The organism is Streptomyces sp. NPDC051578 (assembly GCF_044454045.1).
Classification (GTDB): domain Bacteria; phylum Actinomycetota; class Actinomycetes; order Streptomycetales; family Streptomycetaceae; genus Streptomyces.
Genome location: NZ_JBITDH010000002.1, coordinates 423,926 through 447,046, shown reverse-complemented (window position 1 = coordinate 447,046; position 23,121 = coordinate 423,926). Strand labels below are relative to the sequence as shown.

Below are 23,121 nucleotides of genomic sequence, written 5' to 3'. Positions count from 1 at the left end.
GACGACCGGCCGTCGCCGGGTACGGGCGGCCGGTCCCGGTCGAGCGGGGCGGGTGCGGCGGCGTCAGGTGCCGCCGTCCTTGAGGCGGCGGAGGAACTCGTCCGACAGGCGTTTTTGCAGCTCCGCGAGTTGCTCCGGGGTGTACGCGTTGAGGTCGACCCGGCCGGGGGCGGGGGCGCCGTCGTCCTTCGGTTTCTGTTTCTCCTGCTCCCGGCGTTTGAGTTCCTCTTCCTCAGGGGATCCGGGCGCCGCGAACGCGCACCGGATGAGCGTCCCGTCGGCGGTTTTGAGGCAGGTCGCCTCGCGGCCGGCCACCTGGCCCCGGCCCTCGACGCGGTAGCGGATGTTCTGTTCGCTGCCGATCGTGGCGGTCCAGGTGCTGCCGCCGGTGGGGACCACCTCGAACACCCTGTCCTCGTTGTAGCAGCAGACGTCCCGGTACTCGGCTTTCACCAGCTCGACGAGTGCCTTCGGGGACGGCCACGTCGGCGTGAGCCGGTGGACGGTCATCGGGGCGAGACCGCGGCCCTGGTGGCGGGTGGGGACCGTCGATACGGCCACGACCGAGGTGGCCTCCCCCTGCGGTGTGAGGGGGGTGACGTACGCGCTGTTCCCGCCGGCATCGCGGTAGCGCAGGGTGAACTCCGAGTCGTTGCCCTCGTTGGCGCCGTCCTCGGAGGCGTCCCAGCCGCTGCGCTCGAACCACCAGTCGGTGAAACCGCCGACCGCGGCGGTCCCCTCCCGCTGCCGGGAGGCGAGGCTCAGCGGGTAGGAGGGGCCGGGCACCGAGGCCGTGTCGTCGGTGATCGTCAGTTTCCCGGTTCGTCCGTCGTAGAGCGCCACTCCGGCCGGGCGTTCGGTGACCACGAGGATGCCGGTCTGGCGCTTGAGGGGGACGACCACGATCGGGGTGTCGCCCGAGCAGGTCACGTACGCGTCCGACGCCTCGAAGCGCACCCAGCGTTCGCGGGCCGAGATCTTGCGCCCGAGGTTGTGGCCGAACCAGCCGCTGATCCGTGCGTCGGCCCGCTCCATGTCGAACGAGCAGCGTTGCTGGTTGCGGCTGTTGCCGCCGAGGGGGATCTCCTGGACCAGGCCGACCTCGTACCCGGCCAGCCAGCCGCGGCGCTCGACCAGGGTCGCGAACCGGTCCGCATCGGGCAGGTAGGTGACGTCGGAGATCTCGCCGGTCACATCCCCCAGGTGGGGGCCGGCCTGCGCCTTTCCGACCAGGTAGGGCGCGCGGGGCGCCAGTTCGGGTACCGGCTCGGAGACGATCCGGACGTCCTGCATGTAGGCGCGGTCCTGGAGGTACGCGCCGTACACCAGCCACCAGACGGTGAGGCCCAGCCCCAGGAGGCCGCCCAGCCAGGCGAGGGCCACTGCCGCATTGCCGCGGCCGCGGGCCCGGCTCCCGCCGTCCCGCTTCCTGCGGAGCAGCCTCACCGCCTGCCACAGCGCCCCGGCGGTGGCGCCGGCCAGCAGCGGGACGGCCAGCCAGGCGAAGAGCTTGCGCAGCTCCCACACCACGACCGTGGTGTAGTACGAGGCGTACCAGAGGGCCAGGCCCGCCAGGACTGCCGCCATCCCCCACCGCAATGCCCGGCCCATCAGCGCCCCCCGACGTCAGTTGCCTCGATTGTCCACGCCGTACCGGCACGTGTCAGTAGTCCCGGTCCGGCAGCGCCCGCCCGGCGGGGCGGGCGCGTCGGGAGGGGATCAGACGATGCCCTCGGCGATCTCCGCCTGTTCGCGGGTGGTGCCGTAGGCGGAAGGGGTGCCGTAGGAGCGCCGGGCTACGGACCACCACACGCTCGCGAGGACCAGGACGACCGCCAGGGCGATCACCGCGTAGTTCATCGAGTCGATGGTGACCGGGGACTTCTGCGGCAGGCAGAACAGGACGGTGACGACCGCCACCCAGACGACGGCGATCCAGCCGACCGGCTTGCTCCAGCGGCCCAGGCTCCACGGGCCGGGCACGAACCGGTCTCCGGCACGCAGCCGCAGGTAGATCGGGATGGCGTAGGCGGGCGTGATGCCGATGACGTTGATGGCGGTCACGGCCCCGTAGGCGGTGGCGGAGTACAGCGACGGCAGCGCGAGCACGCCGGCGACGACGACCGACAGCCAGACCGCCGGGACCGGCGTCTGGGTGCGGCCGCTGACCGTGCGCCACAGGGCGGAGCCGGGGAGCGCGTTGTCCCGGCTGAACGCGAAGACCATCCGGCTCGCGGCGGCCACCTCCGCGTTGCCGCAGAAGAGCTGGGCGACGATGACGACGAGGAGCAGGGCGGTGGCCCCGCCGGACCCCAGGGCGTCGAGGAAGATCTGGGCGGGCGGGACGCCGGTGGCGCTGCCCTGGACGGCGGCGTAGTCCTGGATGGCGAAGGTGAGCCCCGCGAGCAGGGCGAACCCGGCGATCCAGGAGACCCAGATGGACCGCACGATGCCCCTGGCGGCGGAGACGGAGGCGTTCGCGGTCTCCTCCGAGAGGTGGGCGGAGGCGTCGTACCCGGAGAAGGTGTACTGGGCGAGCAGCAGGCCGACCGCGGCCACGTAGAACGGGTTGGCCCAGCCGGTGTCGTTGGCGAAGTGGGTGAAGACGAACGACGGCGACTGGTGGTGGTCGGGGACGAGCGCGAGGGCGCCGACGATCAGGGCGACACCGCCCAGGTGCCACCAGACGCTGACGGAGTTGAGCACGCTGACGAGGCGGACGCCGAAGAGGTTCAGCGCGGCGTGCAACAGCAGGATGCCCAGGAAGATCAGGAACGTCGATCCGGAGGTGGGTACGAAGCCGAACTGGAGGTTCAGGAACGCGCCGGTGAACAGGGCGGCGCCGTAGTCGATGCCGGCGATGGCGCCGAGCAGCCCGAGGAGGTTCAGCCAGCCCGTGTACCAGCCCCAGCGGCGTCCCCCGAGCCGGTCGGCCATGTAGTACAGCGCCCCGGAGGTGGGGTAGGCGCTGGTCACCTCGGCCAGGGCGAGGCCCACGCAGAGCACGAAGAGGCCGACCCCGGCCCAGCCCCACAGCATCACGGCCGGTCCGCCGGTGCCGAGTCCGAAGCCGTACAGGGTCATGCACCCGGAGAGGACGGATATGACGGAGAAGCTGATGGCGAAGTTGCCGAAGCCGCCCATCCGCCGGGCGAGGACGGGCTGGTAGCCGAGCTCCCTCAGCCGTTCCTCCTCGTCCTGGGGGCGTGGGGCGCCGGCGCCCTTGCGGGCTGCCCATGCGGTGCGGGACATGCGGGTTCCTCCGGGTGGGTGGTGGGGCACGGGGACGGTGAGCGGGTGGCGCGGGGTGCGACGGTGGGCCGGAGGTCAGCCCCGGCCGGCCAGGCTGCGGGACCTGGCCTGGAGGAACACCTCCTCGGCCAGTGCCTGGTCGGCCGGGGCGCGGGTCCGGTAGGCCCACGGCAGGGGGGTCCAGTAGGGGCCGATCGCGTCGAAGACGCGGGCCGCCTCCTCGAACCGGTGGGCTCCCCACAGGGCGTGGGCCAGATGGTTCAGGTCGAGCGGGGAGGCGCGGCGCGGGTCGGCGGACAGGAACCATCGGTCCAGGGCGTGGCCGGCGTCGCGGATGGCCTCCTCGGCGATCCAGTGCAGGTCCAGCGCCCTCTCCTGGCCGCCTTCGCGGCGGTAACGTTCGACGCGTACGTACAGCGGCAGGGCGTGGGCGGCGGAGCCGGGCGGGGCGGAACCCGCCGCCCAGTGCACGAAGTTGGCGGCCTCCGAGAGCGGTCCGGGGGAGTTCGCGTACACGAACTGGAGCATCCGGTGGTAGGCCTCGCGGTTGTGCGGGTCCCGCTCGTCGGCCTCCGCGAGGATGCCCCAGGGGCCGGCCGGCAGCATCGGGCCGGGGGGTGTGAGCCGGTGCTCGTCCATCCGGCGGTGTTCGTCGAGGGGCGCGAGGGCGAGCAGGCAGACCCACGGCACGGGATCGGCGGGGCTGGCGGCGGCGGTGTCGCGGCAGGCCGTCCAGGCTTCCCGCCACAGCTCGGGCGTGCGGGGGTGCCCGGCCCGGTGGGCGCGGACGGCCCGTTCGACGGTGACGCGGGTGTGCATCACTGTGGCGGCGACACTGTGCGGTTCTTCGGCGCGCCAGGCCTGGACCACGTCGGATCCGGCGGCGACGGCGGCGAGGACCTGGGTGCGCTGGGTCCACAGTCCCCAGTCCTCGGTCCGTTCGAGCAGGCGCGCCATCGACACCCACCGACCGGTGCGCAGGTCCTGGACGGCCACGCGCAGGTCGTTGTCGTGGCCGGCGGGGTGGTAGACGGGCCGGTAGTCGCTGCCCGCCATCACCTCGTCCCGGTCGACGGGCGGCCGGGGCGGTCGCGTCTTGCGGTTGTCGTGGTCATCAGTCCTCGGCTCGGTTGATCGGCGATCACTATAGGGCGACCGACCCCTCGCGTAACCAGATTCCTGTTCGAACGCAAGTAACCGGCCATGTCGGGCATATGACTTTGCGTCAGTGGCCGCGCCAGGAGCGCGGGGAGGATCTTGACGCACGGCGTCCGCTGGTGGAGTCTTCCGACGGTCAGACAAGCCGACACCAGGGACGGAGTGGTGATGACGGGCCCGGTGCTCGCTGTCGACCAGGGCACCTCGGGAACCAAGGCCCTCGTCGTCTGTCCCGTACGTGGGGTCATCGGCTCCGGATCGGCGGCGGTACGGCCCCGGTACCTGCCGGGCGGCCGGGTGGAGGTCGACCCGCGCGAGCTGCTGGACTCGGTCGTCGGGGCGGGGCGGGCGGCGCTCGCCGCGGCCGGTGAGCCGGTCGTCGCCGTGGGCCTGGCCAACCAGGGCGAGACCGTTCTCGCCTGGGATCCGGCGAGCGGTGAGCCACTGACCGACGCGATCGTCTGGCAGGACCGGCGGGCCGAACCGCTCTGCGAGGAACTCACGCCGCAGGCGGCCTCGTTGCGGCAGACGACGGGCCTGCCGCTCGATCCGTACTTCGCCGCTCCCAAGATGGCGTGGATACGCCGCCACCTGACCCGGGACGGCGTCGTGACCACCAGCGACGTGTGGCTGGTGCACCGCCTCACCGGTGCTTTCGTGACCGACGCGGCGACGGCCGGCCGCACCCAGTTGCTCGACCTCGACACCGTGGGCTGGTCCCGGGCTGCGCTCGACGTGTTCGCTCTCGCGGACGAGCGGCTCCCCGAGATCGTCGACTCGGACACCCCCGTCGGCACCACCACCGCCTTCGGGCCCGCGCTGCCACTGACCGGGCTGCTCGTGGACCAGCAGGCGGCGCTGCTCGCCCAGAGCGCCACCGAGCCCGGCGCCGCCAAGTGCACCTACGGCACGGGGGCGTTCCTGCTCGCGCAGACCGGCCCGCTCCCCCGCCGCAGCGCCTCCGGGCTGGTGGGCTGCGTGGCCTGGCGGCTGGCCGGACGGACCAGCTACTGCCTGGACGGGCAGGTGTACACGGCCGCCTCCGCGGTGCGCTGGCTGACCGATCTCGGCGTGATCTCCGGCGCCGCCGACATCGACGCCGTGGGCGGCAGCGTCCAGGACGCGGGCGGCGTCACCTTCGTCCCCGCGCTCGCCGGACTCGCCGCCCCGTGGTGGCGGGGCGACCTGCGGGGCTCGGTCACCGGACTCGGCCTCGACACCACGGCCGGGCACCTCGTGCGGGCCCTGTGCGACGGGATCGCCGCACAGGTGGCGGAGCTCGCGGACGCGGTCGCCGGCGATCTGGGCGCGCCGCTGACCACCCTGCGCGTGGACGGGGGCCTGACCCGGTCCGCGCTCCTCATGCAGGCCCAGGCGGACCTCCTCGGGATCCCGGTGGAGGTGTCGGCGCTGCCGGACGCCACCGCACTGGGCGTCGGCGCGGTCGCCCGGCTGGGTCTCGATCCCGCGCTCGGCGTCCGGGAGGCGGTCCCGGAGTGGAAACCGTCCGCGGTGTACGAGCCGAGGGCGGACGCCGATCGGGCCGAGGAGCGGCGCGCCCGCTTCCGCGCGGCGGTCTCGGGCCTGCTCGACGGTCCGGCATGAGCGTCACCACCGGCGGCGCCCTGCCCGGCGGGGAGTACGACGTGACGGTCGTCGGGGCCGGGGTGGTGGGCTCGGCCATCGCCCGCGAACTGGCCCGGCTCCCCTTGCGGACCGCCCTGGTCGAGGCCTCCGACGACGTCGGCGACGGCACCTCCAAGGCCAACACCGCCATCCTGCACACCGGCTTCGACGCGGTGCCCGGCACCCTGGAGTCCCGGCTCGTCCGGGAGGGGCGGCGCCGCCTCGCCGCGTACGCCGCCGAGACCGGCATCCCGGTGGAGCCGCTCGGGGCGCTCCTCGTGGCCTGGGACGAGGAACAGCTGGCGGCGCTCCCGGGCCTCGCCGACAAGGCCGTGCGCAACGGCTGCCACTCGACCCGGATCATCCCGGCCGAGGAGGTGCGGGCCCGTGAACCGGAGCTCGGCCCCGGGGTGCTGGGGGCACTCGACGTGCCGGGCGAGTCCATCGTCTGCCCCTGGACGACCACCCTCGCGTACGCCACGCAGGCCGTCCGCGCCGGCACCGACCTCCACCTCAACTGCCGTGTGTCGTCCGTGACTCCGGGCGAACCGCACCTCCTCGGTACCAGTCGGGGGCCGCTGCGCACCCGCCACCTCGTCAACGCCGCCGGCCTGTACGCCGACGAGATCGACCGGCTCCTCGGTCACGCGGACTTCACCGTGACGCCCCGGCGCGGCCAGCTGATCGTCTTCGACGAACTCGCCCGCGGCCTGGTGCGGCACATCCTGCTGCCCGTGCCCGGTGCGCTCGGCAAGGGGGTGCTGGTGACCCCGACGGTGTACGGGAACGTGATGCTCGGGCCGACCGCCGAGGACCTGGACGACAAGACCGCGACCGGATCGACCGCCGAAGGCCTCGCGCTGCTGCGGGAGAAGGGCCGGCGGATCCTGCCCGCGCTCCTGGAGGAGGAGGTCACCGCCGTGTACGCGGGGCTGCGGGCCGCGACCGGGTCCGAGGACTACGCGATCCGGGCCCACCCCGCGCAGCGGTACGTGAGCGTCGGCGGGATCCGGTCGACGGGCCTGACCGCCTCGATGGCGATCGCCGCCCACGTGGTGGCGCTGCTCGGCGAGGGCGGTCTGCCGGTCACGGGCGCACGCGAGCTGGAGCCGGTGCGGATGCCGAACCTGGGTGAGGCGTTCCCCCGGCCGTACCGCGATGCGCGGATGATCGCGGCGGACCCGGAGTACGGCCGGATCGTCTGCCACTGCGAGCGGGTGACCCGTGGGGAGATCCGCGACGCGCTCGCGGCGACCGTCCCGCCCGGCTCGCTGGACGGCCTGCGGCGCCGCACGCGCGCGCGGGGCGGCCGCTGCCAGGGCTTCCACTGCGGCGCCGCCGTCCGCGCCCTGTTCGAGGAAGGCCGCCGGTGAACCGCACGGTCGACGTGCTCGTCGTCGGCGCCGGACCCGCCGGTCTCGCCCTCGCCGCCCGCCTGGCGGGCGCGGGCGCCGGGCGGGTGGAGGTGGTGGAGCGCGAGCAGGACGCGGGAGGGGTGCCGCGCCACTGCGCCCACGGCGGTTTCGGCGGGCCGTCGCGCCCGTGGCTGCGGGGGCCGGCGTACGCCCTGAGGGCCACGGAGGCCGCGGTCGGGGCGGGGGCCTCGGTCCGTACGGGTGTCACCGCCACCGGCTGGGCCGGACCCCTGTCCTTGGACACGACGAGCCCGGCGGGCGTGGAGCGGATCACGGCGCGGGCCGTCGTCCTCGCCACGGGTGCCCGGGAGCGGCCGCGCAGCGCCCGGCTGGTGCCGGGCTCCCGTCCGGCGGGGGTACTGACCACCGGGGAACTGCAGCAGTCGGTCCACCTGTACGGACAGTCGGTCGGCCGGCGGGCCGTGGTGGTGGGGGCCGATCCGGTGGTGCGGCACGCGGTACGTACGCTGCGCCGGGCCGGTGCGAAGGTGGTGGCGGTGGTCACCGACCGCCCGCGCGGCACCTCCCTGCCGGGAGTCCCGCTGCTCACCTCGACCACGGTGGCCGAACTGCGCGGCCGCGGCCGTCTGTCGGGCGTGGCCCTGCACCACGCCGACGGCAGGTCGGGGGTGCTCGCCTGCGACACGGTGGTGTTCACCGGCGACTGGATCCCGGACCACGAACTGGCCCGCCGCGGCGGCGTCATCCTGGATGCGGGGACCCGTGGCCCCGGCGTGGACGCGTCGTTCCGTACATCGGCGCCGGGGGTCTTCGCGGTGGGCAACGCCCTGCACGGCGTCGAGAGCGCGGCCACCGCCGCCGCGGAGGGCGCCGCCGCGGCGGCCCCGGTGCTGGCCCGCCTGTCGGGCGCGGCGTGGCCGGATGCCGGACCGCCGGTGGTCGTACGGGCGCCGCTGTCGTGGGTGACACCGAACCGGGTCACGGGGCCGGCCGGGCGGCCGCTGCTCCTGCGGTCGGGGGAAGCGCTGACGGGACCCGTGGTGACGGTCGGGCAGGACGGGCGGCTGCTGTGGCGCCGCCGGTTCCCGGGCCGGGTGTCACCGTCGCGGTCGATGAGGCTGCCGCCGGACTGGACGGCCCGGGTCGACCCTGCGGGCGGACCGGTCGTGGTGCGGGTCGGCTGACCCGTGGCCGGAGTCAATTGCTTTGAATGGAGCCTGTTTTGACGGCCGGTGACCAAAGGCCCCGAGGCATGTGGCCTCGCCGGGTTGGCCTATCATCTGTTCGATTCTCGCCACCCGTGCCGTCGCAGAGGGGCGGGTGGCGACTCTTGACGAGAGGCATCGAACACTTGCGATTGACAGGCAAGCACCGGATATCCATCCTCGCGGCGGTGGCGGCCACCGCCGCGATCGCGGGAAGTCTGCAGCTCACGTCCAGCGCGTTCGGCACGGAGACCGACGAGGACCCCGCGCCGGAGGCGGCGAGTTCCCCGGCGGCCCTGCCGGCCGTGGAGGACGTCGACTCCCACGCGGAGGATTCCGCCGTCTACGGCAGCGACGCCACGGCCTTCAAGGGCGGCGTCATGTCGCTCGGCGCGCCGGCGTCCCGCTCCGCGTCGAAGTCGGGCGTGGCCGCCGCGCCCGCACCGCCTCAGGGCGAGGGGTGGAAGCTGAGCGGCGCGACCAAGTGGCTGCAGACCGGCTACACCATCAAGTTCTACGACCAGAAGTCCGCGGACTGGCTGGCCCCGTACGTGCAGGCCACCGCCGCCGACCTGCGCCGCATCACCAACCTGCCCGTCACCGTCGACACCAAGCCCGTCGGCTGGGACTACTCCCGGCCCCGGGGCGAAGTGGTCATCGGAGTCGCCCACCGGCCGTGCCTGCCCCCGGACGGCGACAGCATGGGGAGCACCGGCTGGAAGGTGGTCCGTGACGGCTCCGGCATGGCGAACCTCAGCTGCGGCTTCACCAGTTCCTCCCTGCCCGAGACGGTGACCAGCGGGCACGCCTACATCGACGACGAGTTCTTCACCCCGGCCGGCAAGCCCACCGCCGCCATGGGCGAGACGTACATGCGCAACCACGTCAGCCACGAGATCGGACACACGCTCGGTCTGACGCACGCCAACCGCAGCATGAACAAGAGCGACTGCGTCAAGGGGAGCGACTCCGGCGAGTTCCCGGTGATGTGCTCGCCGGCCTACGCGTACCAGGACAAGCGCGCCGGCACCTACGTCCAGCAGTTCGACCTCCAGGGCCTGCGCCTGCTCGCCTCCGGAGCGGGCGCCGTGCTGTCACCGCAGGGCAAGGTGACCGGCATCGGCTCCAAGTGCCTGGACGTCAAGGGCGGCAAGGCGGTCAACGGCACCCCGATCCAGCTCTACACCTGCAACGGTTCCGCGGCGCAGTCGTGGATCCTCGGCAAGGACGGCACCCTTCGCGCGCTCGGCAAGTGCCTGGACGACGCGCGCAACGCCGGGGCCAACGGCGACAAGATCAGCCTCTACGACTGCAACGGCACGCCGGCCCAGCGCTGGTCCGTCAACGCCAAGGGGCAGATCGTGCACGTGGCGTCGGGCAAGGTGCTCGACGTGACCGGCGGGTCCACCGCCAACGGGACCGCCGTCCAGCTCTACACGGCGAACACCAACAAGCGCCAGGTCTGGGTCACTCCGAAGTAGCCCTTCCGGCCCGCTCGGACAGCCGCGAGCCCCGGTCACCGCGCACCGCGGAGGCCGGGGCTCACGCGTCGGGCGGCAGGGCCAGTGGATGGCCGGAGGTGGCCTTGCCGCACGTCGCGGGCGGGTGACACGGTGGTCGCCAGCGCGCGTACCGCACCTTTCCCCACCCGCGGCAGACCGCCGGGTGCGAGCCCAGAAGGAAGCGTGACATGCCGCACCACCTGCCCGCCCCGCCCCGGCCCGTCCGGCGCACCTCCTGTCCGCACGGCACCTGGGACGTCCTGCGGGCCCTGCCCCATCCCCTGCTGCGGCCGGGGGTGCGGGGGTACCGGGGCTACCGGATGGACCTGGAGCACAGCCGCAGGAGGCTGGAGGTACCGGACGCCTGCGCCTCGCTGGTGTTCAACCTGGCCGGACCCGTGTGGGTGACCCTCGGCACCGCACGGGACGCGGACTCCCGCCCGTACACGGCGCTGCTGTCCGGTCTGCAGACCCGACCGACCGTCGGTGAACACGCGGGCCGCGTGGAGGGAGTGGAGGTGCTGCTCGCTCCGTGGGCCGCCTTCGGGCTGTTCGGGGTCCCGATGAGCGACCTCGCCGACACGATGGCCGAGCCGGCCGACGTACTCGGGCGCCGGGCCGATCTGCTCGCCGAGGCGCTGCGCGCCGGCTCCGGCTGGGCCGACCGGTTCGCGCTGCTGGACGCCGCCCTGCTCGGGTGGGCCTCGGGGGCCGGAACCGGCTCGTCGCAGGCGCTCCGCGAGGCCTGGCGGGAGCTGGTCCGCAGCCGCGGCTCGCTGACCGTGGGCGCCCTTGCCCGGCGCACCGGTTGGAGCGTGCGGCGTGTGGAGTACCTGTTCCGGGAACAGGTGGGTCTCACGCCGAAGACGGCCGCCCGCGTGCTGCGCTTCCAGCACGCGCTGCGGCTCGTCAACGGCGGTGGACGCCCGCTCGCGGAGGTCGCCGCCGCCTGCGGGTTCAGCGACCAGTCGCACATGAACCGCGAGTTCAAGGCGATGAGCGGGCGTTCACCGCGCCGGTTCGTGGCCGAGCGCCGCACCGCGCTGCCGGGTCCCCCGGGGCCCGACCGCGTGACCGGTCAGGTGACCAGCGTCGTGCTGCCCGGGCGGTGACGGACTCCCTGAGGGTTCAGTCGATCTTGATGGAGCTGACCCGGTTGTCCCAGCCGCTGCGCATCGAGTCCTCCTGGTGGTTGGGGCCGGTGTTGCCCGGGTACCAGTAGCCGCCTCCGTTCGCGTTCTCGGCCAGGTGCGCCGTGCACGCGCCGGTCCAGTAGGAGGAGGTCGAGTTGTCGAAGTTGTAGGCGGAGAGGTTCTGCCAGTAGCCGCGGTCGTAGAACTTGAGGTCCCGGCCGCCCTTGCTCGTGTACTGGTAGAGGTCGAGCGCCGTGGCACAGGCGGCCTTGACCTGCCGGGTGGAGGCGGTGGTCCGTAACTGCTTCTCCCGTGCCTCCTGCTGCGCGACCGTGCGGAAGCACTCCACCGCGCCGCGCGTCTGCCACACCATGCAGACCCTGGCGTCTCCCCAGTCACCGGACAGGTCCACGGTGCGGCCCTCGAACCGGGCGTACCGGGCCGCGGTGTCGGGGACGGGGGAGGCGGCGGCCTGCGCGGGTGCGGCGAGGACGGTGGAACCGCATACGGCCGCGGCGGCGAGAGCGACCGCCGCGCTGCGCTTGACGAACATGAAGTGGGTCCTTTCGAACGGGTCACCCGGCACGCGCCGGGACCCCTTCATCCTGGAACTGCGCTGGTTTCCCGTTCTAGAAGAAACGCGCACGGGCGGCCCCCGGTCGCCGCTCCGGCCGGGGCCGTACCGTTTCATCGCTTGACCGACGAACCGTGGAACGAGAATGTGACAGGACGGGCGAACGGACGTCAGGAGCTGGTCCCGACGAGCACCCCGACCTTGTCGATGCGGTGCTCGGGGTTGTTCTGCGCGTCACGCCAGGTGTTGCCCGCGGCGTCGTCCTCCGGCGTGAGGCAGGTGGACACGGTGATCATCGCGCGGCTCGGGGACGTTCCACTGGAGCCGGGAACCGCGGCGCGCTGCTCCGCCATGGAGGAGGGCGAGCGGAAGGAGGTCGTCCGGGTGGTGCCGATGACGTATTCGTACGTCACACCGCCCGCGGTGACGAAGACGGATGCCCCCTGGGGCAGCGACGGCAGGGCGTTCAGCGGCCCGCCGCCGGCGACGCGGTGGCCCGTGACGATGTAGTTGCCGATGTCGCCGGGGCCTACGCCGCCGCCGGGGCCGTAGGGGCTCGCGGCCAGGCCCCGGTCCTGGATCGCCGTACCCGGCGCGTCGTCGGGGCTGCCCTGGTACGGGACGACGGGCAGGCCGGAAAGGCCGATGGCCGGAATCGACAGCGTGGCGGCCTGGATGCTGGTCACGGCCGCGGAGGGCGCATGCGGGGCGGGCTGCTGGGCGAGGGCGCCGGGAACAGCCGTCAGCAGGACGGCGAGGGACACACTGGCGAGCGCCGCTGGCACGCTGCGCGAAGAGCGGAGGAGGCGTGGAGACATGGCGTTGTCCAAAGTCTGCCGGAGTCGTTCGGTCCAGCCGCCGGTCGGCTCTTCCAGCCTGACACAGGCCAGGACGTGCGGCAGCCCGGCGCCCCGGCGCCCGCATCGCCTCGGGCAGCGCCGTGAGCGGTACTTCGTACCGGCCGGGAGACCCGGGAGGGCCGGGGCGGGTGAGGGTGTGGAGACGGCGGTGACTGGCCGGAACCCGCCGGTGGGAGGGCGTATAAACAGACCGGATCGAGGTGTTCCGGCCACGCGGTCGCAGGGGCGGGGGGAGGGTGGTCCACCGCATCACCGCCCGTAGCGGAACCGGACCACGGAGGCCCCATGGACCCCACCCCGCTCGTCCCCCGACCTCCTTTATCCCGGGAGGAGTTCGCGGCCGAGCTGACACGCCTGCGGGAGAAGGCCGACCTCACCGTCCGCGCCGTCGCCGCGCGCGTCGGCGCACCGGGCGCCCACAGCACCATCGGCGGCTGGTTCGCCGGCCAGAACCTGCCGTCGATCAGCTCCCTGCCCCTGTTCCGCCGGGTGCTGCACGTGTGCGGGGTGACCGACGCGGCCGAGATCGAGCGCTGGCTGGAACGGCTCGCCGAGCTGCGGCGGTCCCGGGTCCTGCGCGTCGCGGGTGGCGCGTCGCCCTACCGGGGGCTCGCGGGTTTCGAGGAACGCCACGCCGACTGGTTCTTCGGCCGGGAGAGCCTGCGGGCGGTCGTCGTGGACCGGATCCTTTCCGAAGGTGATGACGTACCCCAACTGCTCGTCGGGGCTTCCGGGTCGGGGAAGTCCTCCCTGCTGCGGGCGGGGGTGCTGCCCGTCCTGCGGGGCGGGCACGGTTTCACGCCGCTGCTCCTGGCCCCCGGCCGCGATCCGGTGCGCGCGTTGCTGGCGGCCCTGTCCACGCAGTGGGAGGGCGACGGGGGCCCGCAACGGCAGGACGGGGCGCCCGATCCTCTCGAACTGGCGTCTCGCACACGGACGTCGGCCGAGCGCAGGGGCGTACGCCTGGTGGTGGCCGTCGACCAGCTGGAGGAGGTGTTCACCGCATGCCCCGACCCGGCCGGACGGGAGCTGTTCCTGCGCTGCCTGGCGGCCCTCCCCTCCCCCGGCGTGCGCGTCACCGGATGCCTGCGTGCCGACTTCTACAGCCAGGCCCTCGCCCGGCGCCCCCTCGCGGCGGCCCTGCAGAAGGGCCAGACCGTCGTGGGAGCGCTCAGCGAGGACGAGATTCGCGCCGTGATCGGCGGGCCGGCCGCCAAGGCCGGTCTCGTCCTGGACGAAGGGTTCGTCGACGTACTCCTCGCCGACCTGAGGGACTCCGGACCGGGGGCCCTCCCCCTGCTGTCGCACGCGTTGCTGTCGACCTGGGAACGCGGTCGCGGCACCGCCTTGACCATCGCCGACTACCGGGCGGGCGGCGGGATGTCCGCCGCGGTCTCCGAGACGGCGGAAGAGGTCTACGCGGCCCTGTCGCGGGACGAGTGCGCCCTCGCGCGGCAGCTGTTCCTGCGGATGGTCGCGGTGGGGGACGGCGTGCCCGACGCGCGCCGGCTGCTGCCGCTGCCGCCGCCCACCGGCCGCCTCGACCGGGCCGGACAGGTGTACGCGGTGCTGGAGCGCTTCGTCGACCGGCGTCTGGTCACGCTCGACGGCGACGGCGCGAGGATCACCCACGAGGCGCTGCTCACCGCCTGGCCGAGGCTGCGCGGCTGGATCGACACCGACCGGGCCGGGCAGATCGTCCGGCAGGACCTGACCCGGGACGCGGACCGCTGGCTCGCGCACGGCCGCGATCCCTCACTGCTCTACCGGGGCACCCGGCTGGCCGTAGCCTCCGATTGGGCCCCGGCCGGCGGACACGCTCCCGAACTCGACTCCCGGGAAGGCGAGTTCCTCGACGCGAGCCGGCTGGCGCAGGACGACCGCGTCCGGCGCGAACGGCGCGGGGCCCGGCGGCTGCGCCGGCTGCTCGTCCTGCTCTCGCTGATGGTCGTCCTGTCGGGCCTGCTCACCGCAGTCGCCGTGGTCCAGCGCCGTGACGCGGAGAGACAGCAGGCCGTCGCGCTGTCCCGGCTGGTGGCGGCGCGCGCCGAACGGCTGCGGGGCAGCGACCTCGCCCTGTCGGCGCAACTCGGGCTCGTGGCCTACCGTACGGCCCCCACGGCCGAGGCGCGGGAGGCGCTGATGGACGCCTCGGCGTTACCGGCCGTGACCCGGATCCTCGCGTTCCGCGGCGTCGTCCAGGCGGTGGCCCTCAGCCCGGACGGGCACACCCTCGCCGCGGGCGGCCTGGACCACCAGGTCGCGCTCTGGGACCTGCGCGATCCCGAGCGGCCGCGAGCACTGGGCGCGGCGCCGGTCTCGTTCGCCGACACCGTGTACGCGCTCGCTTTCAGCCCGGACGGCCGACGGCTCGCGGCCGGGTCGGGGGACGGGACCGTACGGGTGTGGGAGCCGTCCGGCCCCGATCCGGCGGCGGCCGGGGTCCGCTCGTTCAAGGGTCCGGAGTCGGCCGTCTACGGGGTGGCCTTCGCCCCGGACGGCAGGACGCTGGCCGCGGCGGGCGCCGACGGCGGCGTCTACCTGTGGCCGGACCCGGCGGTGGCCGCTGCGCGTACGGACGGCGGTTCCGCCCCCGCCGCCGTGCCCGGTCTGCGGCTCACCGGCTTCACCGGGGCGGTGCACACGGTCACGTTCCGGCCCGGGCCCGATCCGGCCCTGCTGGCCGCGGGCGGCGCGGACGGCGCCGTACGCCTGTGGGACCTCGCCGACCCCGGGCGGCCGCTCGCCTACGGCCGGCCGCTGACCGGTGCGGCGGGCCCCGTGTTCGGGCTGGCCTTCACGGCCGACGGCGCCCGGCTCGCCGCGGGGAGCCAGGACCGGTCCACCCGGGTGTGGGACGTGCCCGCGCCGAACTCCGACCCCGGCTCACCCGCGGTGGTAGGCGGGGCTCCGGCCGCTCCCGACGGCCCGGCCAGCTACGTCAACGCGGTCGCCTACAGCCCGGACGGGCAGTGGCTGGCGACCGGCAGCGCGGACAACCAGGTGCGCCTGTACGACGCGCGGACGCGCGTCCTCGCCGGGGTCTTCCCGCACCCGGGGCCGGTCACCTCGCTCTCGTTCCACCCCGGCGGACGACAGCTGGTGACGGGCGCCGCGGACGGCACCGTACGCCTTTGGCAGCTGCCTCCCCGCCCGCTGCGCGGCTTCCAGGGAACGGTCAACGCGATCGGCTATGCGCCGGACGGGAAGCTGCTCGCCGTCGCCGGGCGCGACGTACAGCTGTGGGACGTCGCCGATCCCTGGACCCCGCGCCCGGTCGGGCCGCCCCTGACGAATCCCACGGGGTACTCGGCGACGGTCTCCTTCACCCCGGACGGCCGCACCCTCGCGGTGGGCGGCCGGGAGGGCAAGCTGTGGCTGTGGGACCTCTCCCGCCCCGACAGGGCCGTGCCGTACGGGGAACCGCTGACCGGGGGCGCCGGAACCATCCAGTCCGCCGCTTTCGACCGGACGGGCCGCGTACTGGCCGTGGGCAGCGAGGGGCGGACCGTACGCGTCTGGGACACGGCGGACCCGGCCCACCCGGAGCTCTCGGCCGAACTGCCGGAGCCGACGAACTACGTCTACTCGGTGGCGTTCAGTCCGGACGGGCGGCGGCTCGCGGCCGGTACGGTCGACAAGCAGGTGCTGCTGTGGCGGATGCCGCCGGGCGGTGGCCGGCCGGTGCTCGAATCCACCCTGCGCGGGCCGGGCAGCTACGTCATGTCCGTCGCGTTCAGCCCCGACGGCCGGCTCCTGGCGGCCGGTACCGCGGACCGGGACGTGTGGCTGTGGGACGTGAGCGGGGACCGGCCGCGCACCGCCGGGCCGACGCTGACGGGGCCGAGCAGCTACGTGTACGCCCTGTCGTTCAGCCCGCAGGGCCACACGCTCGCCGCCGCCAGTACGGACGGCACCGTATGGCTGTGGGACACCGGTGACCCTCGGCGGCCGCGGCCCCGCACCGTGCTGAGCGGTCTCGGCGGCAAGGTGTACGCCGTCGCGTACAGCCCGGACGGCCGCACCCTGGCGGCCGGCGGCGCCGGCCCGGCCGCCCTGGTGTGGTCCCGCGACGAGGAGGAGATCGCCCGGAGGCTGTGCGAGCGGGCGGGGACGGCCATCACCGCCCAGGAGTGGTCCCAGCTGGTCCCCGGTCTGCCGTACGCGCCGCCGTGCCGGTGACCCCGTACGGAGTTGTACGGACCGCCGTACGGGCCTGGTCGACCTGCGGTTCCTTCCTTCCACCCGCCGCGGTCGGGATGGCTCTCTGGTGGAGCGCCGCCGGACCAGCCGGGGCGCCGCACACCACCGCGAGTCTTCCGAGGAGAACGACGATGCGCATGACGACCACCACCCTGCGGTCCCGGGCCGGACTGGCCGCCGCCGCGGCCGCCGTCGCCCTGACCGGTCTGATCGCCGGCGCCGGCGGCGCCGACGCGGCCGGCAGCTACATCTCGTCCAACAGCGGCGGGGCGAACGAGCGCACCTGCGCCAACACCGGGTGCGGCTCGCTCGGCTACCTGTCCAACGGGACGGGCGTCACGATGCTGTGCTGGACCGACAGCCAGTGGGTGTACCCGCCGAGCTCCAACTACGCCTCCAACCGGTGGTTCCGCGTCTCCAGCTACGTGGGGACCGGCTACGTCCACTCGTCGCTGGTGGCCGGCCAGACCAGCGTCGGCCACTGCTGACGGGCCCCCGGCCCCCGGCCCCCGGCCCCCGGTTCCCGGCTGTCGCCGGGGGCCGGGGGCCCAGGCGTGCGCGCCTACTGGTCCGCGGAGGGGTTCTGCGCCGTCTCGAGGGCCTGGGCGGCGATCGTGATCGCTTCCTGGTCGTGGCCCGCCGCCTTCGCCGCCCGGGCCTGACTCAGGGAGACGCGGAGCAGTTCGGCGGTGTGTTCCGGCAGGGAGCCGGACGCCACGGCGTCTTCCAGTTTCATGATGGTGTCCGCGGCCAGGTCGTCCGGCATCGTGCGGCCTCCTCCGTCGTCGGGCCGAGTGGCTTGGGCTTGGGCTTGGGCTTGGGCTTGGGCTTGGGCTTGGGCTTGGGCTTGGGCTTGGGCCACCGACGGTGTCACGCCGCACCGGACCGGACAAGCCGACGGGCCGGTGGACAGCGCTCAACTGCGGATTTACGGTCTCCGGCACTTGCCTTTGCGAAGACTTTAGGGTGATACCGCCGCTCGGATTTGCGTGGAGCAACCACCTACTTCTACGGTTGCCTAGAGCAACGAAATGCCGATACCGACCACCCGTACACCCGTACAGAACGTAAGGAAGCCCATGGCAACGACCACACCAACCGGTGTGCGGGCCTCTCACGCCAAGCACGGAGGCGGCGGCCACGACGACGCGCCGATGACGCACCGGCAGATCATGGAGGCGCTCTCCGGGCTGCTGCTCGGCATGTTCGTCGCGATCCTGTCGTCCACGATCGTCTCCAACGCCCTCCCCCACATCATCGGCGACCTCGGCGGCGGCCAGTCCGCCTACACCTGGGTCGTCACCGCAGCCCTGCTGTCCATGACGGCGGCTACCCCCCTGTGGGGCAAGCTGTCCGACCTCTACAGCAAGAAGGCCCTGGTCCAGATAGCCCTGGTCATCTACGTACTGGGATCGGCCGTCGCCGGCATGTCGCAGAACGCCGGCATGCTGATCGCCTGCCGCGTGGTCCAGGGGATCGGCGTCGGCGGCCTGTCCGCCTTGGCCCAGATCGTGATGGCCGCGATGATCTCCCCACGCGAGCGGGGCCGCTACAGCGGCTACCTCGGCGCCACCTTTGCAGTCGCCACCGTCGGCGGACCGCTGCTCGGCGGCGTCATCACCGACACCGACTGGCTCGGCTGGCGCTGGTGCTTCTACGTCGGCGTCCCGTTCGCCGTCATCGCGCTGATCGTGCTCCAGAAGACCCTCCACCTCCCCGTGGTCAAGCGGGAGGTCAAGGTCGACTGGGGCGGCGCGTTCTTCATCTCCGCCGCCGTCTCGCTGCTCCTGCTCTGGGTCACCTTCGCCGGTGACAAGTACGACTGGCTGTCGTGGCAGACGTACGCGATGGTCGGGGGCTCGATCGTCCTCGGCGCCCTTTTCGTCCTCGTCGAGTCCAAGGCGAGCGAACCGATCATCCCGCTGCGGCTGTTCCGCAACCGCACCATCGCGCTGTCGTCCATCGCCTCGCTCTTCGTCGGCGTCGCCATGTTCACCGGCACCGTGTTCTTCAGCCAGTACTTCCAGCTGGCCCGCGACAAGTCCCCGACCATGTCGGGCGTGATGACCATCCCGATGATCGCCGGTCTGTTCGTCTCCTCCACCGTCTCGGGGCAGGTCATCACCAAGACGGGCCGGTGGAAGGCGTGGCTGCTGTGCGGTGGCGTGCTGGTGACGGCCGGCCTCGGACTGCTCGGCACGATCCGCTACGACACGACGTACTGGCACATCGCGATCTTCATGGCGCTGCTGGGCCTCGGCATCGGCATGATGATGCAGAACCTGGTGCTGTGCACGCAGAACCAGGTGGCGCCGTCCGACCTCGGATCGGCCAGCTCCACGGTGACGTTCTTCCGTTCCCTCGGCGGTGCGATCGGTGTCTCCGCGCTCGGCGCGATCATGGCCAACCGGATCACCCACTACGCCAAGGACGGCCTCGCCGGCCTCGGCCCGAAGTACGCGGCCGCCGCGGCTCAGTCGGGCTCCGGCAGCAGCATCCCGGACATGGACAGCCTGCCCGGCCCGCTGCGCACCGTGATGGAGAGCGCGTACGGCCACGGCATCGCGGACGTGTTCCTGATCGCCGCGCCGCTGGCCCTGGTCGCCTTCCTCGTCACGATCTTCATCAAGGAGGTCCCGCTGCGGACGTCGGGCGGCCTGGCACAGGCCTCCCGGGGTGCCCAGGAATCCCAGGACGCCCAGATCGCGGAGGCCGGCGCCGCGGACAGGGCGGAAGCCGGCGCCGAGAGCCCGGCGCCCGGGCCCGCCGCTCCGCACGTGCCGCGCCAGTCGGCGACGGCGTCCCCCGCGGGGGACGCCGTGTCCGCTCCCCCGGCGGACGGTGTCGCGGTCCGCGGTTACGTGCGCGGCGCCGAGAGCACGCCCGTGCCGCGGGCGGCGGTCACGCTGATCTCGCTCGCCGGGCGCCAGCTGGACCGGTCGGTCGCCCGGGCGGACGGCTCGTACGCGGTCGACGCGCCGGGCAGCGGCTCGTACGTACTGATCGCGGCCGCCGACGGGTACCAGCCGCAAGCCTCGACGGTCGTCGTGAACGGCGAGCCGGTCTCCTACGACATCCTGCTGAGTGGCACGAGCGGCCTGAGCGGCGTCGTACGGGCCGCCGAGACCGGGGCCCCCGTCGAGGGCGCCATGGTCATCGTCACCGACGTCCGCGGGGACGTCCTGGCCACCGGAACCACCGGCGCGCAGGGCGCGTTCGGCTTCGCCGAGCTGGTGCCGGGCCCCGTGACCATCGCCGTGAACGCCGCCGGCCGCCGCCCGAGGGCCCTGCACGTCGAGGTCGGCGGAGCGGGAGTCACCCGGGTCGAGGTCGAGCTGAGCTCGGGCGCACGGGTCCAGGGCGTCGTACGGGCGCCGGGCGGACCGCTCGGCGACGCCCGGGTCACGCTGGTCGACGCCGCGGGAAACGTGGTCGGTACCGCGCGGACCGGCGCGGACGGCGCGTACGCCTTCACCGACCTGGACGGCGGCGAGTACACCGTCATCGCGACGGGATACCCGCCGGTGGCCACGGCGCTGACCGTGAGCGGCAGCGGCGTGGACGGTCACGACATCGAGCTCGCCCACCCCGGCGAGTAGACGGGCACCGGCCCGTGGGGCGCGCCGCGAGGCGGGGGCGTCCCACGGGCCGGTCCTCTTTTCGGCTGGCTTGAGATGCTTCGGCAGGGAGAAACGGGATGGGACTCAGCGCACGGATCCGCACGCGCGACGGATGGGCCGTGTCGCACGCGGTCGTCACGGTGACGGACATGACGGGCACGCAGGTGGTGCGGGCCGAGGCCGACGGGGAGGGCGCCGTGCACGACGCGACCGCGCTCGCGCCGGGGGCGTACACCGTCATAGTCACCGCGGTCGGCTACGCGCCCACGGCGTCGAGCGCCATCGTGACGGCGGGCGGGCGCGCCGACGTCGGCAGCGTGGTCCTCGCCCGGCAGGGCGGCGCCGAGCTGCCGCCGCCCGGGCCGTGGACGATCGACCCGGCGCACTCGTCGGTGGCCGCCGTCGCGCAGCACCTGGGCATCTCCAGCGTGCACGGCCGGTTCACGGAGTTCGCGGGCCGGATCGAGATCGCCCCGGAGGTGTCCGCGTCACGGGTGGAAGCGGTGATCGAGGCGGCCTCCATCGACACGGGCAACGGAATGCGCGACGGGCACCTCAAGTCGCCGGACTTCCTGGACGTGGAGGCGTACCCGGCGATCACGTACCGCTCGACGGGCCTGTCCGCGGCCGGCTCGGACCGCTGGACGGTGCACGGCGACCTCACCCTGCGCGGTGTCGTGCGTCCCGTCGACCTGGACCTGGCCTACCTGGGCACGGGAGCCGACCCCTGGGGCGGCACGCGCGCCGCGTTCCGCGCCACCGCCGAACTGCGCCGCGAGGACTTCGCGATGAACTACAACCAGGTCGTCCAGGCGGGCATCGCGGCGATCGGCGCGACGCTGAGGGTGGAGCTGGACATCCAGGCCGTGCGGGGCGGATCGCTGCCGCAGGCGTAGTGCGCGCGAGACCGGTCGAGCCCCGGATGATCCCCTGGCAGGCTCCCCGCCGTGACCGAGAGCCGAGGAGCGCAGGCGCATCGACCGACGGGCCGCGCCCCGGCTACGACGCCCTCCGTGCGTTGGTAGGCGCCGTTGATCGTGTAGTCGGTGTTCCGCTGCCCGCTGTCGTGGACGGGAGCGGGTGTCACGGGCCGTGGTCGCGTCCGTCCCGTGGTGCGAAGGCTGTGAGGGCGTCGGCGTCGGTGGCGCGGGCGTGCAGGAAGTAGTCGGCCCATTCGGTGATTTCGGGGTAGGACGATTCCTGGCCGAGCTGGGTCGCTGCGGCTTGGAGGTCGAAGGGCGTGGTGCGGAGTTCGACGCCCGGGCCCAGGAGGGCCCAGTGTGCTCCGGTCCGTCCGTAGGGCATGCCGATGCTGCCGGGGTTGATCACGAGTCGGCCGTTGGCGAGGCGGACGAACGGCATATGGGTGTGGCCGCAGACCACGGTGCGAATGTCGGCATCGAGTCCGTCAAAGACTTCCTTCCAGCGGTCGAGGCGGGAGTCGACCAGGACGACCTCCTCGTCGTCGCGAGGGGTGGCGTGGCAGAACAGCACCTTTCCCAGGCCGTTCACGGACAGGGAGAGTGATCGTGGAAGCGAGCCGAGAAGGTCGAGATGGTCCTCACGGAGTTGTTCGGCTGCCCAGGGGGCGATCGGATCGGGGATCGTGTGGCGTTGCCCCCGGCGGTATTCGAGGAGTTCGCGGTCGGCGTTGCCACTGATCCAGATGACGCGGTCACCGAGGCTGGTCAGCAGGTCGAGGACCTGGGCCGGTTGCGGGCCGGCGGTGATGTCGCCGGTGAGCACGATGTGATCGGCGGTGCTGACGTCTGGTTCGGCGAGTACTGCCTCCAGGGCCGGCAGGACTCCGTGAATGTCGGACAGGACGGCTACTCGGTTCAGCATGGTCACCACTGTGGGGTGGAGGGAGCCGAGCCGTGTGGTCTTTCGCCCGGCGCGTAGTTCAAGGGCGGCCGTTCAGCGTGTGTGGTCGCCGGGTGCGTAGTTCTTCCAGGGGCTCCGGATGCGGTGGCGATGCGGGTGGTGCTCTTGTCGTGGTGGCCCGGTGCTTGGGCGATGACGGGGGCCGGGGCCCGCGCTGGCGGAAGGCCTGGGTGCGGTCTTTCTCGAAGTCCGTGCCGTGCAGGGGCCCTACTCAGACGCTCCACGTCCCGTATCAGCGCCTTGACCTCACGGCCCTCCTCGTCGTCGGCGGCATCGACGCGGCCATCGGCGACTCGCTGAACTCGCAGCTGTGGTTCCGGGCGAAGGACGACGCCGGGGACCGCGCGGAGCGGCGCGCGCTGCGGGCGGCGGTCGCCCGGCTGGAGACCGAGCGGGGGGACCGACTCGACGTGGCCGGGAGCCGGTACCGGGTCGTGCGGGCGGAGGAGTACGGGGGTTCGGGCCCGGACGGCATGGAAGGGCCGCGCCCGACCGATCCGGAGCCGCCCGTCCCCGACTGGGACCGCACCGCCGAGGGCCCGGCGGTGGACGCCGGCTTGGTGGTGGACCCGCAGGCGCCGGTCACCCCGACGCAGGCGGTGGAGCAGCTGGCGCTGCGCGGCCTGTGCTAAGCGGGCGAGCGGTTCCCCGACGAGGTGCGCGAGGACTCGTAGCGGGCGATGGTGGGGGGGGGGCCCCCCCCCCCGGGGGGGGGGGGGCGGGGGGCG

General features: G+C 73.4%; 17 protein-coding genes. 10 read left to right on the top strand and 7 right to left on the bottom strand.

Going from position 1 to position 23,121, the window contains the following annotated elements:
• Window positions 1–63 precede the first annotated feature (63 nt).
• The 3 genes from ACIA6C_RS13035 to ACIA6C_RS13025 form a co-directional block, all read right to left on the bottom strand.
• The gene (locus ACIA6C_RS13035; protein ID WP_399275181.1) at window positions 64–1,587 is read right to left on the bottom strand and encodes a hypothetical protein; all 1,524 of its coding nucleotides are present in this window, start codon (window positions 1,585–1,587) and stop codon (window positions 64–66) included.
• A gap of 132 nt (window positions 1,588–1,719) precedes the next feature.
• Window positions 1,720–3,252: an amino acid permease gene (locus tag ACIA6C_RS13030; protein ID WP_399275179.1), complete on the bottom strand. Its 1,533-nt coding sequence runs from the start codon at window positions 3,250–3,252 to the stop codon at window positions 1,720–1,722.
• Between the two features lie 75 nt (window positions 3,253–3,327).
• On the bottom strand, window positions 3,328–4,308 hold the full coding sequence (locus tag ACIA6C_RS13025; protein ID WP_399275177.1) for a hypothetical protein: 981 nt from the start codon (window positions 4,306–4,308) through the stop codon (window positions 3,328–3,330).
• A 270-nt stretch (window positions 4,309–4,578) separates the two neighbouring features.
• Here ACIA6C_RS13025 and ACIA6C_RS13020 point away from each other — a divergent pair, with 270 nt between their 5' ends.
• From ACIA6C_RS13020 to ACIA6C_RS13000, 5 genes are all read left to right on the top strand, one after another.
• A complete protein-coding gene (locus ACIA6C_RS13020; RefSeq protein WP_399275175.1) occupies window positions 4,579–6,015 on the top strand; it encodes an FGGY family carbohydrate kinase in 1,437 nt (478 codons plus the stop codon).
• Window positions 6,012–7,409 (top strand): FAD-dependent oxidoreductase, encoded by a 1,398-nt coding sequence (locus tag ACIA6C_RS13015; protein ID WP_399275173.1) that lies wholly within the window; start codon window positions 6,012–6,014, stop codon window positions 7,407–7,409. The genes ACIA6C_RS13020 and ACIA6C_RS13015 overlap by 4 nt, the downstream gene beginning before the upstream one ends.
• On the top strand, window positions 7,406–8,596 hold the full coding sequence (locus ACIA6C_RS13010) for an NAD(P)/FAD-dependent oxidoreductase (protein WP_399275171.1): 1,191 nt from the start codon (window positions 7,406–7,408) through the stop codon (window positions 8,594–8,596). Before ACIA6C_RS13015 ends, ACIA6C_RS13010 begins: the two co-directional genes overlap by 4 nt.
• Before the next feature lie 173 nt (window positions 8,597–8,769).
• Window positions 8,770–10,098 carry a ricin-type beta-trefoil lectin domain protein gene (locus ACIA6C_RS13005; RefSeq protein ID WP_399275169.1) on the top strand — a complete coding sequence of 443 codons (1,329 nt, stop codon included), beginning with the start codon at window positions 8,770–8,772 and terminating at the stop codon, window positions 10,096–10,098.
• A gap of 209 nt (window positions 10,099–10,307) precedes the next feature.
• Complete coding sequence (locus ACIA6C_RS13000; RefSeq protein WP_399275167.1) at window positions 10,308–11,231, top strand: helix-turn-helix domain-containing protein; 924 nt, start codon at window positions 10,308–10,310, stop codon at window positions 11,229–11,231.
• 16 nt (window positions 11,232–11,247) lie between these two features.
• Here the strand turns inward: ACIA6C_RS13000 and ACIA6C_RS12995 are convergent, their stop codons facing one another.
• Complete coding sequence (locus ACIA6C_RS12995; RefSeq protein WP_399275165.1) at window positions 11,248–11,805, bottom strand: hypothetical protein; 558 nt, start codon at window positions 11,803–11,805, stop codon at window positions 11,248–11,250.
• A 191-nt stretch (window positions 11,806–11,996) separates the two neighbouring features.
• A complete protein-coding gene (locus tag ACIA6C_RS12990; RefSeq protein ID WP_399275163.1) occupies window positions 11,997–12,644 on the bottom strand; it encodes a sortase domain-bontaining protein in 648 nt (215 codons plus the stop codon).
• Between the two features lie 327 nt (window positions 12,645–12,971).
• On the opposite strand from ACIA6C_RS12990, the gene ACIA6C_RS12985 reads away from it, so the two are divergent.
• Window positions 12,972–16,868 (top strand): helix-turn-helix domain-containing protein, encoded by a 3,897-nt coding sequence (locus ACIA6C_RS12985; RefSeq protein ID WP_399275161.1) that lies wholly within the window; start codon window positions 12,972–12,974, stop codon window positions 16,866–16,868.
• A 158-nt stretch (window positions 16,869–17,026) separates the two neighbouring features.
• Window positions 17,027–17,377 (top strand): hypothetical protein, encoded by a 351-nt coding sequence (locus tag ACIA6C_RS12980; RefSeq protein WP_190183837.1) that lies wholly within the window; start codon window positions 17,027–17,029, stop codon window positions 17,375–17,377.
• Between the two features lie 74 nt (window positions 17,378–17,451).
• Here the strand turns inward: ACIA6C_RS12980 and ACIA6C_RS12975 are convergent, their stop codons facing one another.
• Window positions 17,452–17,655, bottom strand: a complete 204-nt coding sequence (locus ACIA6C_RS12975; RefSeq protein ID WP_399275159.1) for a hypothetical protein — start codon at window positions 17,653–17,655, stop codon at window positions 17,452–17,454.
• Between the two features lie 313 nt (window positions 17,656–17,968).
• Between ACIA6C_RS12975 and ACIA6C_RS12970 the strand changes: the two genes are divergently transcribed.
• Both ACIA6C_RS12970 and ACIA6C_RS12965 read left to right on the top strand, forming a co-directional pair.
• Window positions 17,969–20,488, top strand: coding sequence for an MFS transporter (locus tag ACIA6C_RS12970; RefSeq protein WP_399275157.1), 2,520 nt, complete (start codon window positions 17,969–17,971; stop codon window positions 20,486–20,488).
• Window positions 20,489–20,586: 98 nt separating this feature from the next.
• Window positions 20,587–21,405 (top strand): YceI family protein, encoded by an 819-nt coding sequence (locus ACIA6C_RS12965; protein ID WP_399275155.1) that lies wholly within the window; start codon window positions 20,587–20,589, stop codon window positions 21,403–21,405.
• Between the two features lie 187 nt (window positions 21,406–21,592).
• Here ACIA6C_RS12965 and ACIA6C_RS12960 read toward each other — a convergent pair whose 3' ends face one another.
• A complete protein-coding gene (locus ACIA6C_RS12960; protein ID WP_399275153.1) occupies window positions 21,593–22,354 on the bottom strand; it encodes a metallophosphoesterase family protein in 762 nt (253 codons plus the stop codon).
• Window positions 22,355–22,563: 209 nt separating this feature from the next.
• Here ACIA6C_RS12960 and ACIA6C_RS12955 point away from each other — a divergent pair, with 209 nt between their 5' ends.
• Complete coding sequence (locus ACIA6C_RS12955; RefSeq protein ID WP_399275151.1) at window positions 22,564–23,025, top strand: DUF5954 family protein; 462 nt, start codon at window positions 22,564–22,566, stop codon at window positions 23,023–23,025.
• Window positions 23,026–23,121 lie beyond the last annotated feature (96 nt).

Bases quoted from the DNA above. Each gene is read 5' to 3' on its own strand.
- ACIA6C_RS13035 (WP_399275181.1), bottom strand. From the start codon at position 1,587: ATGGCGGCAGTCCTGGCGGGCCTGGCCCTCTGGTACGCCTCGTACTAC.
- ACIA6C_RS13030 (WP_399275179.1), bottom strand. From the start codon at position 3,252: ATGTCCCGCACCGCATGGGCAGCCCGCAAGGGCGCCGGCGCCCCACGC.
- ACIA6C_RS13025 (WP_399275177.1), bottom strand. From the start codon at position 4,308: ATGGCGGGCAGCGACTACCGGCCCGTCTACCACCCCGCCGGCCACGAC.
- ACIA6C_RS13020 (WP_399275175.1), top strand. From the start codon at position 4,579: ATGACGGGCCCGGTGCTCGCTGTCGACCAGGGCACCTCGGGAACCAAG.
- ACIA6C_RS13015 (WP_399275173.1), top strand. From the start codon at position 6,012: ATGAGCGTCACCACCGGCGGCGCCCTGCCCGGCGGGGAGTACGACGTG.
- ACIA6C_RS13000 (WP_399275167.1), top strand. From the start codon at position 10,308: ATGCCGCACCACCTGCCCGCCCCGCCCCGGCCCGTCCGGCGCACCTCC.
- ACIA6C_RS12995 (WP_399275165.1), bottom strand. From the start codon at position 11,805: ATGTTCGTCAAGCGCAGCGCGGCGGTCGCTCTCGCCGCCGCGGCCGTA.
- ACIA6C_RS12990 (WP_399275163.1), bottom strand. From the start codon at position 12,644: ATGTCTCCACGCCTCCTCCGCTCTTCGCGCAGCGTGCCAGCGGCGCTC.
- ACIA6C_RS12985 (WP_399275161.1), top strand. From the start codon at position 12,972: ATGGACCCCACCCCGCTCGTCCCCCGACCTCCTTTATCCCGGGAGGAG.
- ACIA6C_RS12980 (WP_190183837.1), top strand. From the start codon at position 17,027: ATGACGACCACCACCCTGCGGTCCCGGGCCGGACTGGCCGCCGCCGCG.
- ACIA6C_RS12975 (WP_399275159.1), bottom strand. From the start codon at position 17,655: ATGCCGGACGACCTGGCCGCGGACACCATCATGAAACTGGAAGACGCC.
- ACIA6C_RS12970 (WP_399275157.1), top strand. From the start codon at position 17,969: ATGGCAACGACCACACCAACCGGTGTGCGGGCCTCTCACGCCAAGCAC.
- ACIA6C_RS12965 (WP_399275155.1), top strand. From the start codon at position 20,587: ATGGGACTCAGCGCACGGATCCGCACGCGCGACGGATGGGCCGTGTCG.
- ACIA6C_RS12960 (WP_399275153.1), bottom strand. From the start codon at position 22,354: ATGCTGAACCGAGTAGCCGTCCTGTCCGACATTCACGGAGTCCTGCCG.